The sequence below is a fragment of the Kordia sp. genome, from assembly GCF_965224175.1.
GTDB lineage: Bacteria > Bacteroidota > Bacteroidia > Flavobacteriales > Flavobacteriaceae > Kordia.
The window spans coordinates 285,826-299,231 of sequence record NZ_OZ245041.1 but is presented as its reverse complement, the minus strand read 5'-3'; the positions used below and the strand labels follow the sequence as shown (position 1 = coordinate 299,231).

The window sequence follows — 13,406 nt, the reverse complement described above, 5'->3', positions numbered from 1 at the left end:
CTTGATGTTTACTAACAAAGACAGGAAATGTTTTCCTTATCTCCTGAACTACAAGATTCAATATATAAACGCAATGCTGAATGCTTTATTTTGCAGGGAAAAGTTAAAGTTTTCCGAATTGATTTATAAAATTTTATAAATCATTTTTTGTGAAATAAATATAAGCTTGTTTAAAAATAAAATATAATTCTCAAAATGAACCAACTCTATTTAGAAGAACAATTAAAAAAGATCATTGAAAGCGATTCTTGGATGATGCAGATTTTAAAAATAGTTAGTGACTTAAAACTAAATGATTGTTGGATTGGAGCTGGTTTTGTCAGAAATAAAATTTGGGATGTAAAACATGGGAAAACGCGCTCAAAGCTAAATGATATTGATGTCATTTATTATGACAAATCAAACATTACAAAAGAATTTGAGAAATCACTTGAAAATAAATTAATAAACATTGCTCCTCATTTGAATTGGTCTGTAAAGAATCAAGCTAGAATGCACCTTAGAAATGGACACAAACCATATGCAAATTGTTATGAAGCAATTACTTTTTGGCCAGAAACAGCTACTTCAATTGCTATTAAACAAAACATTAATAACCAAATTGAATATATTGCTCCTTATGGTTTGCATGATTTATTCAATCTTTTGATCGTTCCAACTCCTAAATTCGATCTTACTATTTTTAATGATAGAATTATAAAGAAAGCTTGGAAAGAGAAATGGAATAAACTAGAAATAAAGATTACTTCAAACTGAGCTTAATTCAGTTTCATATATAGTATACCATAATTCGTGCAAATTCTGAACTATCATTTTGATATTAATCAAGATTCCTATAGTTTTAGCAGCACTACATCAAAATATGTATTGACAATGAAAAAAAATAATTTTCCCATTCTAAAATCTGAGCGTGCCATCTTAAGGCAATTTGTCCCTTCTGATTTAGAAAATGTTTTCAAAGGACTTTCGCATCCAGATATTATAAAATATTATGGAATCAGTTTTGATAGTTTAGAAGCAACCAAAGAACAAATGGAATGGTTTGCCGATTTGGAAAAAAATGAAACTGGAATTTGGTGGGCAATTTGCTCTAAAACTGATGGTACATTTCTAGGTGCTGGTGGTTTAAACAACTTAAGTAAAGAAAGTAAAAAAGCTGAAATTGGCTTTTGGTTATTACCAGAAAATTGGGGAAAAGGCTTGATGACAGAGACTATGCCTTTGATATTTAATTATGCCTTTGATACTATTGGTTTGCACAGAATTGAAGGTTTTGTAGAAACCAAAAACACAAATTGTAAAAAGGCGCTCGCAAAACTCAAGTTCAATTTAGAAGGAACAATGAAAGATTGTGAAGTTAAAAATGGTGAATTTATTAGTTTAGATATTTATGCGAAGTTTGCAGAAAATTAAAAATGATATTCAGATTTAATTCTAAAATAACTCAATGGACTATTTTATTATCGGAGACATTCATGGCTGTTATTACACGCTAATTGAAATGCTTAAAAACTGGAATCATGAGAATGAGTATTTAATATTGGTTGGAGACCTAATTGATCGAGGAAACTTTAGCGCTGCGGTAGTCACAAAATGTCATGAATTAGCAAAGAAAAATAAAAACTGTATTATTTTAAAAGGTAATCATGAATTTGAATTTGTTGAATATTTTAAAAATGGTCATAACCAAAATTGGATAGAACAATGCGGACAAAAAACTATTGATGATTTTCAAAAGAATAAAATAGATCATGAACAAATTGCTAATTGGTTTCAAAGTTTGCCACTAAAGTTTGAAAATAATACGATTGTCGTCACACATGCTGGAATTTCAGAATCAAAAAATCCATTTGATGAAAATAATATGGATGGAGTCATCTGGAATCGAAAAGAATTGAAAAACATCAACAAAATTCAAATCCACGGACATACGCCAATACTAAAAAATGAACCTGTATTTAATAAACTCTCTAACTCATGGAATATAGATACTGGTGCGTTTTACGGTTTTGGATTAACAGGTATTAAAATTAATAATCACGGTAAAATTATAGGTAAAATAACTGTAGAGACGAACAAAAAAGATATTGCTTGAGAAAAACTCTCAACTTCACTTCTACTTCAGTCCTAAAACCTTATTAGATTTTTCTAGATATTCATTAAATATCTCCTTATTTAATTCTTGTTTCCAAAAAGGCACTAATTCTTTTAATATTTTCTTTCCGTGCTCAGAGTGTACTTCTTCTGGAAAAGCAATTTCTAAGACTTCCAACATAATATTCACTCCTGTAGATGCGCCAGGCGAAGCTCCTAATAAAGCCGTAATACTTCCGTCTTTACTATGCACAACTTCGGTTCCAAACTGTAGTTTCCCACCAGCAAACGCATCTTTCTTAATGATTTGCACACGCTGTCCAGCAACCATCAATTCCCAATCTTCGTTTTTAGCATCTTTAACAAACTTTCGCAAATCGTTCATACGATCATCATGCGACATCATCACTTGTTCTACCAAATATTTTGTTAAAGGTAAATTATGCCAAAATGCACCAAACATGGCTGGAAGATTGTCAAATTTGATCGATTTAAATAAATCCAATCGAGAACCTTCTTTCAAAAACTTCGGACTAAATCCTGCAAAAGGTCCAAATAACAATTCACGCTTTCCGTTAATATACCTAGTATCTAAATGCGGCGTTGACATTGGTGGATCGCCAACACCAGCTTTGCTATATACTTTTCCTAAATGCTGCTGAATGATTTCTTCGTTTTTACATACTAACCATTCTCCGCTTACTGGAAAACCACCATAGCCATCTTTTTCGTCGATTTCTACTTTTTGAAGTAACAATAAACTTCCGCCTCCAGCGCCAATAAATACATGTTTTGCATCTAAATGTAAAATATCTTTCGTCTTTGTATTCTTTACTTTTACAGACCATTCTACCTCATCATCTGGATCAATATCTAATACATTTTGATTACATTGTACTTTGGTATCGTATTTATTTTCAAGAATTTCAAACAATTTACGTGTCAAATTTCCATAATTAACACCTGTTCCACGTTCCATCTTTGTTGCTGCAAGTATTTCCTCTTCTCCTCTATCTTTTGCAATCAATGGAAACCATTCGAGCATTTTTTGAATATCTTCTGTAAACTCCATGTTTCCAAACATAAAGTGATCTTTCAACGCTTCAAATCGTTTCTTTAAATATGCGGCATTTTCTTCGCCAGTTACCCAACTGTAATGCGGCATTTTTTGAACAAATTCAGATGGATCTTCTATCAAGCCTTTTGTTGTTAAATATGACCAAAATTGCTTTGAAATTTCAAACTGTTTACAAATTTTTAAAGCTTTGCTAGTATCAATTGTGCCATCTTCTTTCTCTGGTGTATAATTAAGCTCACACAAAGCAGAATGTCCAGTTCCAGCATTATTCCATGCAGCAGAACTTTCTAAAGCAACCGCGTCTAAACGTTCTAGAATTAATATTTTTAAGTTAGGCTGTACTAATTTTGTCAATAATGCCAAAGAAGCACTCATAATTCCACCACCGACACAAATAAGATCATAGTCAGTATTTACATTTATCTTTTCAGAAGTCATCCTTTAATTTTTTTCTAAAGTAAAAAATCAAACTAAAAAAATAACATATTAGCATAAAAAAAGATAGAAGTACATGCAAACACATACTTCTATCTCCCTTTTAACTAACTCAAAATTTATAATTCGACTACTAACAATTAAAAAGGGAATTACCACAACCTCTTGGTGTACAACTCAAAGCGGCATCTGTTACGCAAGTTGCATTTGTCCCACAGTTAGCTGTCCCGCAATTATTGGCGGTACAAGCTCTTGTTCTACAGATGTCGTAAATAGTTGGCGGCGGACAGTTTCCTGTATTTCCTCCAGTAAGTTCTACATCTTTAAAAGCTGCGATTTGTTTTTTAGCTAAAGTTAATCTTTGTGTAATCTTCTTCTTTTTCATGGTAGATCGTTACGATTATTCATTAATATATAATTTTCTCTAATCTGAAGTTATAGTAATTCTATACTTTATCTTCTAAACACGTACACGTTTCAATAGGACAAGTACTTTGTTTGCCTAAAGAATTGTTGACTGTTTCTGGATCTGAATTATCAAATCCTCCTCTTAAATTCTTTGAAACAAGAGAAGCAATTTTTTTCTTTTTTAAATTCAACTTTACATGTAAATCCCTTTTTTTCATTTTATAGTTAGTTTAATTACACATAAATTTACTAATAATCAAATACTTACAAGTAATAAGAAACAATACTTCCACTACGTTTTTACTATAAAAACATTTTTATACCGATTGGTATATTTTTTTCACTATATTTGAATCATGATTACCAAAGCCGAAAAAACTGCCGCTTTTATTATAGAAACCGTAGCGCCTATTTTTAACAAAAATGGATACGCTGCCACAAGTATTTCAGATATTACCAAAGCTACAGGTTTGACTAAAGGTGCTATTTATGGTAATTTTAAAAATAAAGAAGAACTTGCCATTGCTTCCTTTAAATTCATGGTAAAAAGTTTGATGAAGGAAATTGTCAAACACATGGACAAAAGTGATTCTCCTATTGAAAAACTATTTCTGATTTCAGATTTTTATCGCAATTATTATTTATATACAAATAAAATGGGCGGTTGTCCTATTTTGAATGTTGGTGTAGACGCAAATAATCAAAATTCACTTTTATTAGAAAAAGTACGTACCATTATTGAAAGAATTCAGGATCAATTAGCCACTATTATTGAAGAAGGAATTGAAATAGGAGAAATTTCTACGGAAGTAAACGCAATGTATACAGCCAAACGTATCGATACCATGATACAAGGCGCAATTTTTATGGCATACACAATGAATGATGATTTTTACATTCAAGATACTATGGATCAAATAGATAAGATGATTCATAACGAAATAAAAGCATAAAACTATTTTTTTAATCAAAAATATACCGATTGGTATATTAAAAAAACAACTCACAATGAAACAATTACCAAAAGTACTAGAAACACAGACAAAAATTAGATTTCAAGATTGCGATCCATTAAATCATTTGAATAATAGTAAGTATTTAGATTATTTAATCAATGCTAGAGAAGATCAACTCATTGAACATTATGATTTAGATATTTTTGAAAATGCTAAGAAAACGGGAACTACTTGGGTTGTAGGTTCACATCAAATCGCCTATGTACGTCCAGCACATGTCATGGAAACGGTTACGATTGATTCACAGCTGATTCAATACGGAAAAAAACAATTATTGGTTGAAATTCGTATGTGGAATGCCAATAAAACTGAGTTAAAAGCTGTCATGTGGAGTTCTTTTGTTCACTTTAACGTCATTACAGGAAAAGCGCATGAACATCATGAAAAATTTATAGAATTGTTTGAAAATGTTGTATTGCCTGTGTCTGAAACTAACTTTGATGAACGCGTTAAAAGTTTGCGAATGGCAACAGTTTCTTGATATTTATCAGTTTTGGAAGGTGAGTTTTTAAGTATATTTACGCCAAACTAGATACATACTATGAATATCAATCGATATATAGATCATACCTTGCTAAAACCAACCGCCACAATTTCAGACATACAACAACTTTGTAATGAAGCTATTACACATGATTTTTTTTCAGTCTGTGTACATAGTTGCCATGTAAAAGTTGCTAAAGTAGTTTTGAAGTCCAGCACTTCTGTAAAAGTGTGCAGTGTTATTGGTTTTCCGCTTGGTGCAATGAGTACTGAGGCTAAAGTAGCGGAACTTATACAAGCAAAATTGGATGGTGCAGACGAATTTGATATGGTTATCAACATTAGCTGGTTAAAGTCTGGAAATGAAAATTTGATCGCTGAAGAAATTCGACAATTAAAAGTTGCTGCTGGAAATAATGTTTTGAAAGTCATCATTGAAACCTGTTATCTATCTGATGAAGAAAAAACAAAAGCGTCACAACTTGCCGTAGAAGCTGGTGCTGATTTTGTAAAAACATCTACAGGTTTTGGAACTGGCGGAGCAACTATAGAAGATATTACTATCATAAAAAATGCCGTAAACGGAAAAGCAAAATTAAAAGCTTCTGGTGGTATTCGTGATTTCGCAATAGCCAAAAAGTATATCGATGCTGGTGTTTCTCGTCTAGGGACTTCAAATGGAATTGCTATTATAAACGGAACTACTTCACAAAACGATTATTAAATTATGAGCATACACATCAAAGCAAAAAAAGGAGAAATTGCACCAACGGTATTACTTCCAGGAGATCCGATGCGTGCCAAATGGATTGCTGAAACCTTTTTTGAAAATCCAGTGTTGTACAATGATATTCGCGGAATGTACGGCTACACAGGAACCTTTAATGGAAAACCTGTTTCTGTACAAGGAACCGGAATGGGCGCACCATCTATTGGAATTTACGCACATGAACTCATCAATGAATATGATGTTCAAAAACTCATTCGTGTAGGAAGTGCTGGCTCATATCAAAAAGAAGTAAAAATTCGTGATATTGTAATTGCTATGGCTGCTTCATCCAATAGTAGTTTTAATAATTTACCCTTTCATGGAGAAAATTTTGCGCCTACTGCTAATGCGGAATTATTCTTAGCTGCAATACAAGCTGCCAAAGAAAAAAACATTCCTGTAAAAGCTGGAAATATCTTAACAAGCGATGTTTTTTATCAAGAAAATATCGATTATTACAAGAAATGGGCAAAATACGGTGTATTGTGTGTAGAAATGGAAACAGCAGCATTGTATACACTTGCTGCACGATTTAATGTAAAAGCACTATCTTTATTGACAATTTCAGATAGTTTAGTTACACATGAAACGACAACTTCTGAGGAAAGAGCGGAAACGTTCAAAGAAATGATCGAAATCGCATTAACCATCATCTAAACATAAAACAGAATTACCTGATGAAAAAAAACATTTTACTTGTACTAAGTTTATTCTTAGTGATGAATTGCTTTGCGCAAGAAGCCAAACAAAAAGAAACTAAAACAGAAACATCTACGTATTACTTGATTCGTCATGCAGAAAAAGATCGTTCTGACAAAAGCAATAAAAACCCTGATTTAACAAAACAAGGAAATAATAGAGCTGCATATTGGGCTGAAGTATTTAAAAATGTAAAATTTGATGCTGTATATTCAACGGAATACAATCGAACTCAGCAAACTGCTAAACCAACTGCAGAAGCAAACGAATTAGAAATAACTTCGTATCATCCTTTTAAAATTGATATGGAAAGTTTTTTAAAGCGTACTAAAGGAAAAACGGTATTAGTTGTTGGGCATAGCAATACAACACCTGCTTTTACAAATAGACTTCTTAATAAGGAAATGTTTGAATCTATAGATGATGACAATAACGGAAATCTATATATTGTTACCATTACCGGAGATGTAAAAACGGTACAACTACTTACTATTAATTAGATACAACCAAAATATATTTCAAAAAAATGCCGCTTACAAAGCGGCATTTTTATTATTGTCTAGTACAAAGAACAAGGGAAACTGTATAAATTGCACAACATACCGCACTACTAGCAATAGAAATCGCTGAATTTCCTCCTACAATTTTATCCGTTTCATCGAAATTTGAAATCGTTTTTTTATTCAGTTTTAAATTGTTTAAACTTCTCTTTTTCATAATAAATTATTTTAAAAAGTTAATAATAGTTCAAACCTAAGTATAAAGAAAAGAGTTCCACAACAAAGCTCATCGTGATTTATAAATAGCGATCAGCTTTTATACAAATCATAAAAAAACGCCACTCAATGAGCGACGTTTTTGTTTCTGCTAAGTTTTCTTGATATATTACTTTTGTGGACAACCACAAGACCAATCTGGACAAGTCATTGTCTCATCTGGAGTTCCGGTACAACCATCTGCAGAATCATCTGGACAAACAAGCATAGAAGTCACTATAGGACATATCCAATAAGTAACAGCTACACAAGGCGCACCTGTTTTCCCTTTAATTTTTTGTGGTTCCTCTAAAATTGAAATTGTTTTTTTATTGAGTTTTAAATTCTTTAAGCTTTTCTTTTTCATTACAATACGTTTTAAAAAGTTAATAATAATTCAAACTTAAACATAAAGTAAAGAGTTCCACAACAAAGCCCATCGTGATTTATAAATAGCGATCAACTTCTATACAAATCATAAAAAACGCCGCTCAAAGAGCGACGTTTTCAGTTCCCATAACATATGAACTACTAAAACTTCATTCCGATACCAAATCCGACAACTAACGGATTTATATCAACATCTGCTCCAACTGTGGCTCCTAAAGCCGTTGTTGCATTTACTGTAGCATCAGTTTGAAGTAATATTTTTTTAACATCAACATTTAAAAACCAAGTATCATTTAAAGCATAATCAAATCCTGCTTGAAAAGCAAAGCCAAAACTATTGTCATAATCTACCTTATCAGCAATTGGACCTTCATCTGCACTATAAAAAATAGTATAGTTAACTCCTGCTCCAACATACGGTTTAAAATCTCCTACTGGATAATGATATTGAAACGTTAATGTTGGTGGTAATAACCAAACATCACCTAAATCAATATTTCCTGCTGCTGTATTAATTGCTTCTACATCATGATTGGTCGTTGCTAAAATTAATTCTGCTGCCCAATTTTCTGTAAAGAAATATGTAAAATCTACTTCTGGCACATATGCCGTTGAAATTGATACATCTCCACCAATAGCATCAATAGAAGCACTCTCACTCGGAATTACGGAAATGAAACGCGCACGCACTTGCCATTTTTTATCGTTATCTTGTTGTTTTACATCTTCTTGTGCTGTTAGTTGAAATATTCCTAACATTAAAAAAACACCCAATACTGCTTTTTTCATAAGTCTATTATTTAATAATTATAGCACAAATGTATGGCTGACTTTTCCATAGAAAAATGACAAAAGTCATAGTTTATTGAAACATATTTTTTTGAATTATATGAGCGAACGTATCTATATACTTGCGATTCCGATAAATGTTAGTACCTTTGGCAATTCATGCAGAAAAATATCAACATACAAAACAAAAAAGCACGCTTTCAATACGAAATTATTGATAAGTATACAGCAGGAATTGTACTCACAGGAACAGAAATTAAATCTATTCGTATGAGCAAAGCTTCTATTGCCGAAAGTTTTTGTGAATTCAATGAGCGAGGCGAACTGTTTGTTGTAAATATGTATATTGAAGAGTATGCTTTTGGAACACATTACAACCACCAACCTAGAAGCACACGAAAGTTATTGTTGAATAAAAAAGAGTTGCGTAGTTTGAACAAACAAGTTAAAAACTCTGGATTAACTATTGTTCCTTTGCGATTGTTTTTGAACGAAAAAGGGTTGGCAAAATTATCGATTGCTTTGGCAAAAGGTAAAAAACTACACGACAAACGTGAAACGATTAAAGATCGTGACAACAAGCGTAACTTAGATCGTATCAAGAAAAATTTCCGTTAGTTTTTGTTCTCCAACATTGGAACAAAACGAAACTCTCCAAATTCTTTTTTAGTAAATTCTTTTTCAGAAGTTCTAACGAATAATGTCATGATTTGTGACTTATTATTCTCTCCAACTGGAATTACGAGCTTTCCTCCTATTTTTAACTGTGCTAACAATGGTTTTGGTACAAAAGGCGCGCCAGCTGTTACAACAATTCCATCAAATGGTGCCTCTTCAGGTAAACCTTTATAACCATCACCAAAAATAAGTCGTTTTGCTCTGTATCCTAACTTTGGCAGAAACAAACTTGTACGCTTAAACAACTCTTTTTGACGCTCAATACTGTACACTTTTGCGCCTAATTCGAGTAACATTGCTGTTTGATAACCACTTCCAGTACCAATTTCTAAAATTTTAGCACCTTTTTCTATTTTTAAAAGTTGTGTTTGAAAAGCTACCGTGTAAGGTTGAGAAATCGTTTGATCGGCTCCAATTGGAAATGCTTTATCTTGATACGCATGTGCTTCAAAACTTGAGTCCATAAACAAATGACGAGGAATATTTCGAATTCCTTCCAAAACTCTATTATCTGTAATTCCTTTGTTAGCAACAACTTGCGCTAACTGATTTCGCATTCCTCTATGTTTAAACGTATCTTTCATCTTGCGCAAAAATAATAGTATTTTTTATCTATCAACACAAATAAATCATTAAAAATACAACTCATTGATTGCGAATGTATTTGTAGATAAATAATGATTATCATAAAAATAGTTATAAAAAATACGAGTTTCTATGATAATTGTTTGTGATTACTCCAAGGGTTTTGGAAAAATAAATTATTTTTGTTGAAAACACTTTTTTTATGCTTAAAGCTGGAGTTTTAGGTGCTGGACACTTAGGAAAAATTCATCTTCGATTATTACAACAATCTTCCAAATACGAACTTATTGGTTTTTATGACGCTAATCCTGAATATGCTCAGAAAATAGCAGATGAATTCGGATACACTTATTTCGATTCTATTGAAACCTTAATTGATGCTGTTGATGTCGTTGATATTGTAACTCCAACACTTTCACATCACGAATGCGCTAAAAGAGTCATCACAAAAGGAAAACATGTTTTTATTGAAAAACCGATTACAAATACGGTTGATGAAGCTGAGGAATTAATCGCTTTAGCTAAAGAACATAATGTAAAAGGACAAGTTGGACATGTAGAACGTTTCAACCCTGCATTTACGGCGGTAAAAGATAAAATCAATACGCCAATGTTTATTGAAACACATCGCTTGGCTGAGTTTAATCCGCGCGGAACCGATGTTCCTGTTGTGTTAGATTTAATGATTCATGATATTGATGCTATTTTAAGTGTGGTAAAATCTCCAGTAAAACAAATTAACGCAAGTGGAGTTTCTGTCATTAGTAATTCTCCTGACATTGCCAATGCGCGTTTAGAATTTGAAAATGGTTGTGTAGCCAATCTGACGTCAAGTCGTATTTCAATGAAAAACATGCGTAAAAGTCGTTTCTTTCAACGTGATGCTTACATTGCTGTAGATTTCTTAGAGAAGAAAGTTGAAGTTGTAAAAATGAAAGATGCTCCAAAAGAAGCAGATGAATTTGCATTGATTCTACAAAATGCAGAAGGCGTAAAAAAACAGATCTACTTTGAAAACCCTGATATTGACGAAAACAACGCCATTTTAGACGAATTGGAAACGTTTGCAGATGCTATCAACAATGATACAACTCCTATCGTTTCTCTTGAACAAGGAACTGAAGCATTGCGTGTTGCGATCAAAATCATAGAAAAATTCAATAAATAACAAGCAATGACTAACATACAAAAAGTAAGTCTATTTCTCTGTCTATTTACGATAACGTTTTCGCTTGCACAAGAAGATAAAATTGTGCCTGCAAAAAAAGTTGAACTTACCGATATGGTAAAAGACGTACAGATTATTCGTAAAAAAAATGACAATTTTAAAATGGTTTGGTGGATTCCAAACGAATATTGGAAAGTCTCCATACAGGACACGAGTATGGAAGGATTTACAGATCAGCTTTTAGAAGTTTTTCGGGGATATACAATTGTATGTGTGATTAATACTGAAATTTCACCTTTTGGTACCTTAAAAAGATTACCCGTAAAAATTAAAGTAAAAGATAAAAACGGAGTCGTTTACAGTCCTCTTGAAGAGGAAGATATTCCTGAAGAATACAATTCGATGTTAAATTCTATGAAACCAGGAATGGCACAAATGCTAGGTCAATTTGGGAAACAAATGGAATTCTTTGTATTTCCTGAAAGGGCAAAAAATGGCTCTTTGATTGCTTCTCCATTAAGTAAAGGAGAATTTACAGTACTTTTCAACAAAGATGAAGAATTCAAATTCAAACTTCCTTTAAGTTCAATGGTTGAAAAGAAAATATGTCCAACGGATAATGAATTACTCAATGGAAACTGGGAATTTTGTCCTTGGCATGGAAAAAAACTAAAAATACAGACTAAATAAATTATATATTATGAAAAATGTAGCTGTTATCGGAGCAGGAACTATGGGAAATGGAATTGCCCATACATTTGCTCAATTTGGCTTTAAAGTTCAATTAATAGATATTTCTCAAGCTTCTTTAGATAAAGGATTAGCAACCATTACAAAAAACTTAGATCGTATGGTAGCTAAGGAACGAATTTCTGAAGAGGACAAACAAAATACATTAAACAACATTACAACATTTACAAGTATTAAAGATGGTGTTGAATATGCAAGCTTAGTTGTAGAAGCTGCCACTGAAAATGTTGATTTAAAACTTAAAATATTCAAAGATTTAGACGAGTTATGCCCAGAAGATACCATTTTGGCAACCAATACTTCTTCTATTTCTATCACACAAATTGCAGCGGTAACTTCGCGTCCAGAAATGGTAATCGGAATGCACTTTATGAATCCTGTGCCAATTATGAAGTTGGTAGAAATTATTCGTGGGTATAATACTTCTGATGAAGTTACAAACCAAATCATGGAACTTTCTAAGCAATTAAATAAAGTACCAACAGAAGTAAATGATTATCCAGGATTTGTTGCCAATAGAATTTTAATGCCAATGATCAATGAATCTATTGAAACATTGTACAATGGTGTTGCTGGTGTTCAAGAAATTGATACGGTGATGAAACTTGGAATGGCACATCCTATGGGACCATTACAATTGGCCGATTTCATTGGATTAGATGTTTGTTTATCTATCTTAAATGTAATGTATGAAGGATTTAAGAATCCTAAATACGCACCTTGTCCATTATTAGTAAATATGGTAATGGCTGGAAAATTAGGTGTAAAATCTGGTGAAGGATTCTATGACTATTCAGAAAGTAGAAAAGCAGAGAAAGTAGCCAAAATGTTTAGCTAATGATCGATACTAAAACGTATCATTTGACTAAGAAAACATATCGAAATATTTTCTTCTCTAAATTGAAGAGAAATATTTTGCAGCTTATTCCATTTCTATTGTTTTTAACTTTATTGATTGGTTGGCAAGCGACACGTTTTATTGCATTATATAGTGTTTGTGCTTTAATTTTAATTGGTTTTTGTATTTTACTATGGTTTTATTTTAAAAATTTAAAACCTTTTTTTACAGAAACACAATTAAAATTTAATGAACAAGAGTTTCAGCTTACTAAAAATGATGGCACATCAACTTGGTTGTTTTCAAGCATTAGAAATGTAGTAGTTCATGAGGAATATTGGCTTATTTATCTTACCATAAATAGTTATTTATACGTTCCAAAGAATATATTTTATACAGAAGAAGATTTCAATAAATTTAAAGCGCTCTTAAACGTTTGAAACAATTTTTATACATACTCTGCCTGTGTTT

General features: G+C 32.1%; 20 protein-coding genes. 13 read left to right on the top strand and 7 right to left on the bottom strand.

All coding sequences use genetic code 11. From position 1 onward, the window contains the following. Positions 1-195 precede the first annotated feature (195 nt). From ACOQOS_RS01445 to ACOQOS_RS01435, 3 genes are all read left to right on the top strand, one after another. Entirely contained in the window at positions 196-756 is a 561-nt protein-coding gene (locus ACOQOS_RS01445) for a nucleotidyltransferase family protein (RefSeq protein ID WP_420573178.1), read from the top strand. Positions 757-873: 117 nt separating this feature from the next. Further along, positions 874-1,413, top strand: coding sequence for a GNAT family N-acetyltransferase (locus ACOQOS_RS01440; RefSeq protein WP_420573177.1), 540 nt, complete (start codon positions 874-876; stop codon positions 1,411-1,413). 34 nt (positions 1,414-1,447) lie between these two features. Next, positions 1,448-2,095 (top strand): metallophosphoesterase family protein, encoded by a 648-nt coding sequence (locus tag ACOQOS_RS01435; RefSeq protein ID WP_420573176.1) that lies wholly within the window; start codon positions 1,448-1,450, stop codon positions 2,093-2,095. Positions 2,096-2,116: 21 nt separating this feature from the next. Here ACOQOS_RS01435 and mqo read toward each other — a convergent pair whose 3' ends face one another. The 3 genes from mqo to ACOQOS_RS01420 all read right to left on the bottom strand — a co-directional run bounded on the left by mqo (position 2,117) and on the right by ACOQOS_RS01420 (position 4,233). Then, entirely contained in the window at positions 2,117-3,610 is a 1,494-nt protein-coding gene (gene mqo / locus ACOQOS_RS01430) for a malate dehydrogenase (quinone) (protein ID WP_420573175.1), read from the bottom strand. A 130-nt stretch (positions 3,611-3,740) separates the two neighbouring features. Beyond that, a complete protein-coding gene (locus tag ACOQOS_RS01425) occupies positions 3,741-3,992 on the bottom strand; it encodes a hypothetical protein (RefSeq protein ID WP_420573174.1) in 252 nt (83 codons plus the stop codon). A 61-nt stretch (positions 3,993-4,053) separates the two neighbouring features. Continuing rightward, positions 4,054-4,233: a hypothetical protein gene (locus ACOQOS_RS01420; protein WP_420573173.1), complete on the bottom strand. Its 180-nt coding sequence runs from the start codon at positions 4,231-4,233 to the stop codon at positions 4,054-4,056. Positions 4,234-4,371: 138 nt separating this feature from the next. Here ACOQOS_RS01420 and ACOQOS_RS01415 point away from each other — a divergent pair, with 138 nt between their 5' ends. Genes ACOQOS_RS01415 through ACOQOS_RS01395 form a run of 5 tightly spaced genes read left to right on the top strand, consistent with a single transcriptional unit; the run spans position 4,372 to position 7,482 of the window. Then, on the top strand, positions 4,372-4,968 hold the full coding sequence (locus ACOQOS_RS01415) for a TetR/AcrR family transcriptional regulator (protein ID WP_420573172.1): 597 nt from the start codon (positions 4,372-4,374) through the stop codon (positions 4,966-4,968). A gap of 55 nt (positions 4,969-5,023) precedes the next feature. Next, positions 5,024-5,512, top strand: a complete 489-nt coding sequence (locus ACOQOS_RS01410) for an acyl-CoA thioesterase (protein WP_420573171.1) — start codon at positions 5,024-5,026, stop codon at positions 5,510-5,512. A gap of 60 nt (positions 5,513-5,572) precedes the next feature. Next, positions 5,573-6,238, top strand: coding sequence for a deoxyribose-phosphate aldolase (deoC, locus tag ACOQOS_RS01405; protein ID WP_420573170.1), 666 nt, complete (start codon positions 5,573-5,575; stop codon positions 6,236-6,238). A 3-nt stretch (positions 6,239-6,241) separates the two neighbouring features. After that, positions 6,242-6,940 (top strand): purine-nucleoside phosphorylase, encoded by a 699-nt coding sequence (gene deoD / locus ACOQOS_RS01400; protein ID WP_420573169.1) that lies wholly within the window; start codon positions 6,242-6,244, stop codon positions 6,938-6,940. Between the two features lie 20 nt (positions 6,941-6,960). After that, positions 6,961-7,482, top strand: a complete 522-nt coding sequence (locus ACOQOS_RS01395) for a SixA phosphatase family protein (protein WP_420573168.1) — start codon at positions 6,961-6,963, stop codon at positions 7,480-7,482. Positions 7,483-7,534: 52 nt separating this feature from the next. Here the strand turns inward: ACOQOS_RS01395 and ACOQOS_RS01390 are convergent, their stop codons facing one another. From ACOQOS_RS01390 to ACOQOS_RS01380, 3 genes are all read right to left on the bottom strand, one after another. Further along, a complete protein-coding gene (locus ACOQOS_RS01390) occupies positions 7,535-7,699 on the bottom strand; it encodes a hypothetical protein (protein WP_420573167.1) in 165 nt (54 codons plus the stop codon). 168 nt (positions 7,700-7,867) lie between these two features. Continuing rightward, a complete protein-coding gene (locus ACOQOS_RS01385; RefSeq protein ID WP_420573166.1) occupies positions 7,868-8,104 on the bottom strand; it encodes a hypothetical protein in 237 nt (78 codons plus the stop codon). Between the two features lie 164 nt (positions 8,105-8,268). After that, entirely contained in the window at positions 8,269-8,916 is a 648-nt protein-coding gene (locus tag ACOQOS_RS01380) for an OmpW/AlkL family protein (protein ID WP_420573165.1), read from the bottom strand. 159 nt (positions 8,917-9,075) lie between these two features. Between ACOQOS_RS01380 and smpB the strand changes: the two genes are divergently transcribed. Next, complete coding sequence (gene smpB, locus ACOQOS_RS01375) at positions 9,076-9,534, top strand: SsrA-binding protein SmpB (RefSeq protein WP_420573164.1); 459 nt, start codon at positions 9,076-9,078, stop codon at positions 9,532-9,534. On the opposite strand, the gene ACOQOS_RS01370 is transcribed toward smpB, so the two are convergent. Beyond that, the gene (locus tag ACOQOS_RS01370; RefSeq protein ID WP_420573163.1) at positions 9,531-10,178 is read right to left on the bottom strand and encodes a protein-L-isoaspartate(D-aspartate) O-methyltransferase; all 648 of its coding nucleotides are present in this window, start codon (positions 10,176-10,178) and stop codon (positions 9,531-9,533) included. The two genes, smpB and ACOQOS_RS01370, sit on opposite strands and share 4 nt — an antisense overlap. 203 nt (positions 10,179-10,381) lie before the next feature. Here ACOQOS_RS01370 and ACOQOS_RS01365 point away from each other — a divergent pair, with 203 nt between their 5' ends. From ACOQOS_RS01365 to ACOQOS_RS01350, 4 genes are read left to right on the top strand one after another with little or no spacing between them, the layout of a single operon-like run. Further along, positions 10,382-11,347, top strand: a complete 966-nt coding sequence (locus ACOQOS_RS01365) for a Gfo/Idh/MocA family protein (protein WP_420573162.1) — start codon at positions 10,382-10,384, stop codon at positions 11,345-11,347. 6 nt (positions 11,348-11,353) lie between these two features. Beyond that, positions 11,354-12,037, top strand: a complete 684-nt coding sequence (locus tag ACOQOS_RS01360) for a hypothetical protein (protein ID WP_420573161.1) — start codon at positions 11,354-11,356, stop codon at positions 12,035-12,037. A 10-nt stretch (positions 12,038-12,047) separates the two neighbouring features. Further along, the gene (locus ACOQOS_RS01355) at positions 12,048-12,935 is read left to right on the top strand and encodes a 3-hydroxybutyryl-CoA dehydrogenase (RefSeq protein ID WP_420573160.1); all 888 of its coding nucleotides are present in this window, start codon (positions 12,048-12,050) and stop codon (positions 12,933-12,935) included. After that, positions 12,935-13,375 (top strand): YcxB family protein, encoded by a 441-nt coding sequence (locus tag ACOQOS_RS01350; RefSeq protein WP_420573159.1) that lies wholly within the window; start codon positions 12,935-12,937, stop codon positions 13,373-13,375. The genes ACOQOS_RS01355 and ACOQOS_RS01350 overlap by 1 nt, the downstream gene beginning before the upstream one ends. The last annotated feature ends 31 nt before the right edge of the window (positions 13,376-13,406 follow it).

Coding starts and splice junctions, on each gene's coding strand:
- ACOQOS_RS01425 (WP_420573174.1), bottom strand. CDS start 3,992: ATGAAAAAGAAGAAGATTACACAAAGATTAACTTTAGCTAAAAAACAA.
- ACOQOS_RS01365 (WP_420573162.1), top strand. CDS start 10,382: ATGCTTAAAGCTGGAGTTTTAGGTGCTGGACACTTAGGAAAAATTCAT.
- ACOQOS_RS01380 (WP_420573165.1), bottom strand. CDS start 8,916: ATGAAAAAAGCAGTATTGGGTGTTTTTTTAATGTTAGGAATATTTCAA.
- ACOQOS_RS01350 (WP_420573159.1), top strand. CDS start 12,935: ATGATCGATACTAAAACGTATCATTTGACTAAGAAAACATATCGAAAT.
- ACOQOS_RS01440 (WP_420573177.1), top strand. CDS start 874: ATGAAAAAAAATAATTTTCCCATTCTAAAATCTGAGCGTGCCATCTTA.
- ACOQOS_RS01360 (WP_420573161.1), top strand. CDS start 11,354: ATGACTAACATACAAAAAGTAAGTCTATTTCTCTGTCTATTTACGATA.
- mqo (WP_420573175.1), bottom strand. CDS start 3,610: ATGACTTCTGAAAAGATAAATGTAAATACTGACTATGATCTTATTTGT.
- ACOQOS_RS01435 (WP_420573176.1), top strand. CDS start 1,448: ATGGACTATTTTATTATCGGAGACATTCATGGCTGTTATTACACGCTA.
- deoD (WP_420573169.1), top strand. CDS start 6,242: ATGAGCATACACATCAAAGCAAAAAAAGGAGAAATTGCACCAACGGTA.
- ACOQOS_RS01385 (WP_420573166.1), bottom strand. CDS start 8,104: ATGAAAAAGAAAAGCTTAAAGAATTTAAAACTCAATAAAAAAACAATT.
- ACOQOS_RS01410 (WP_420573171.1), top strand. CDS start 5,024: ATGAAACAATTACCAAAAGTACTAGAAACACAGACAAAAATTAGATTT.
- ACOQOS_RS01355 (WP_420573160.1), top strand. CDS start 12,048: ATGAAAAATGTAGCTGTTATCGGAGCAGGAACTATGGGAAATGGAATT.
- ACOQOS_RS01390 (WP_420573167.1), bottom strand. CDS start 7,699: ATGAAAAAGAGAAGTTTAAACAATTTAAAACTGAATAAAAAAACGATT.
- ACOQOS_RS01420 (WP_420573173.1), bottom strand. CDS start 4,233: ATGAAAAAAAGGGATTTACATGTAAAGTTGAATTTAAAAAAGAAAAAA.
- ACOQOS_RS01415 (WP_420573172.1), top strand. CDS start 4,372: ATGATTACCAAAGCCGAAAAAACTGCCGCTTTTATTATAGAAACCGTA.
- deoC (WP_420573170.1), top strand. CDS start 5,573: ATGAATATCAATCGATATATAGATCATACCTTGCTAAAACCAACCGCC.
- smpB (WP_420573164.1), top strand. CDS start 9,076: ATGCAGAAAAATATCAACATACAAAACAAAAAAGCACGCTTTCAATAC.
- ACOQOS_RS01370 (WP_420573163.1), bottom strand. CDS start 10,178: ATGAAAGATACGTTTAAACATAGAGGAATGCGAAATCAGTTAGCGCAA.
- ACOQOS_RS01395 (WP_420573168.1), top strand. CDS start 6,961: ATGAAAAAAAACATTTTACTTGTACTAAGTTTATTCTTAGTGATGAAT.
- ACOQOS_RS01445 (WP_420573178.1), top strand. CDS start 196: ATGAACCAACTCTATTTAGAAGAACAATTAAAAAAGATCATTGAAAGC.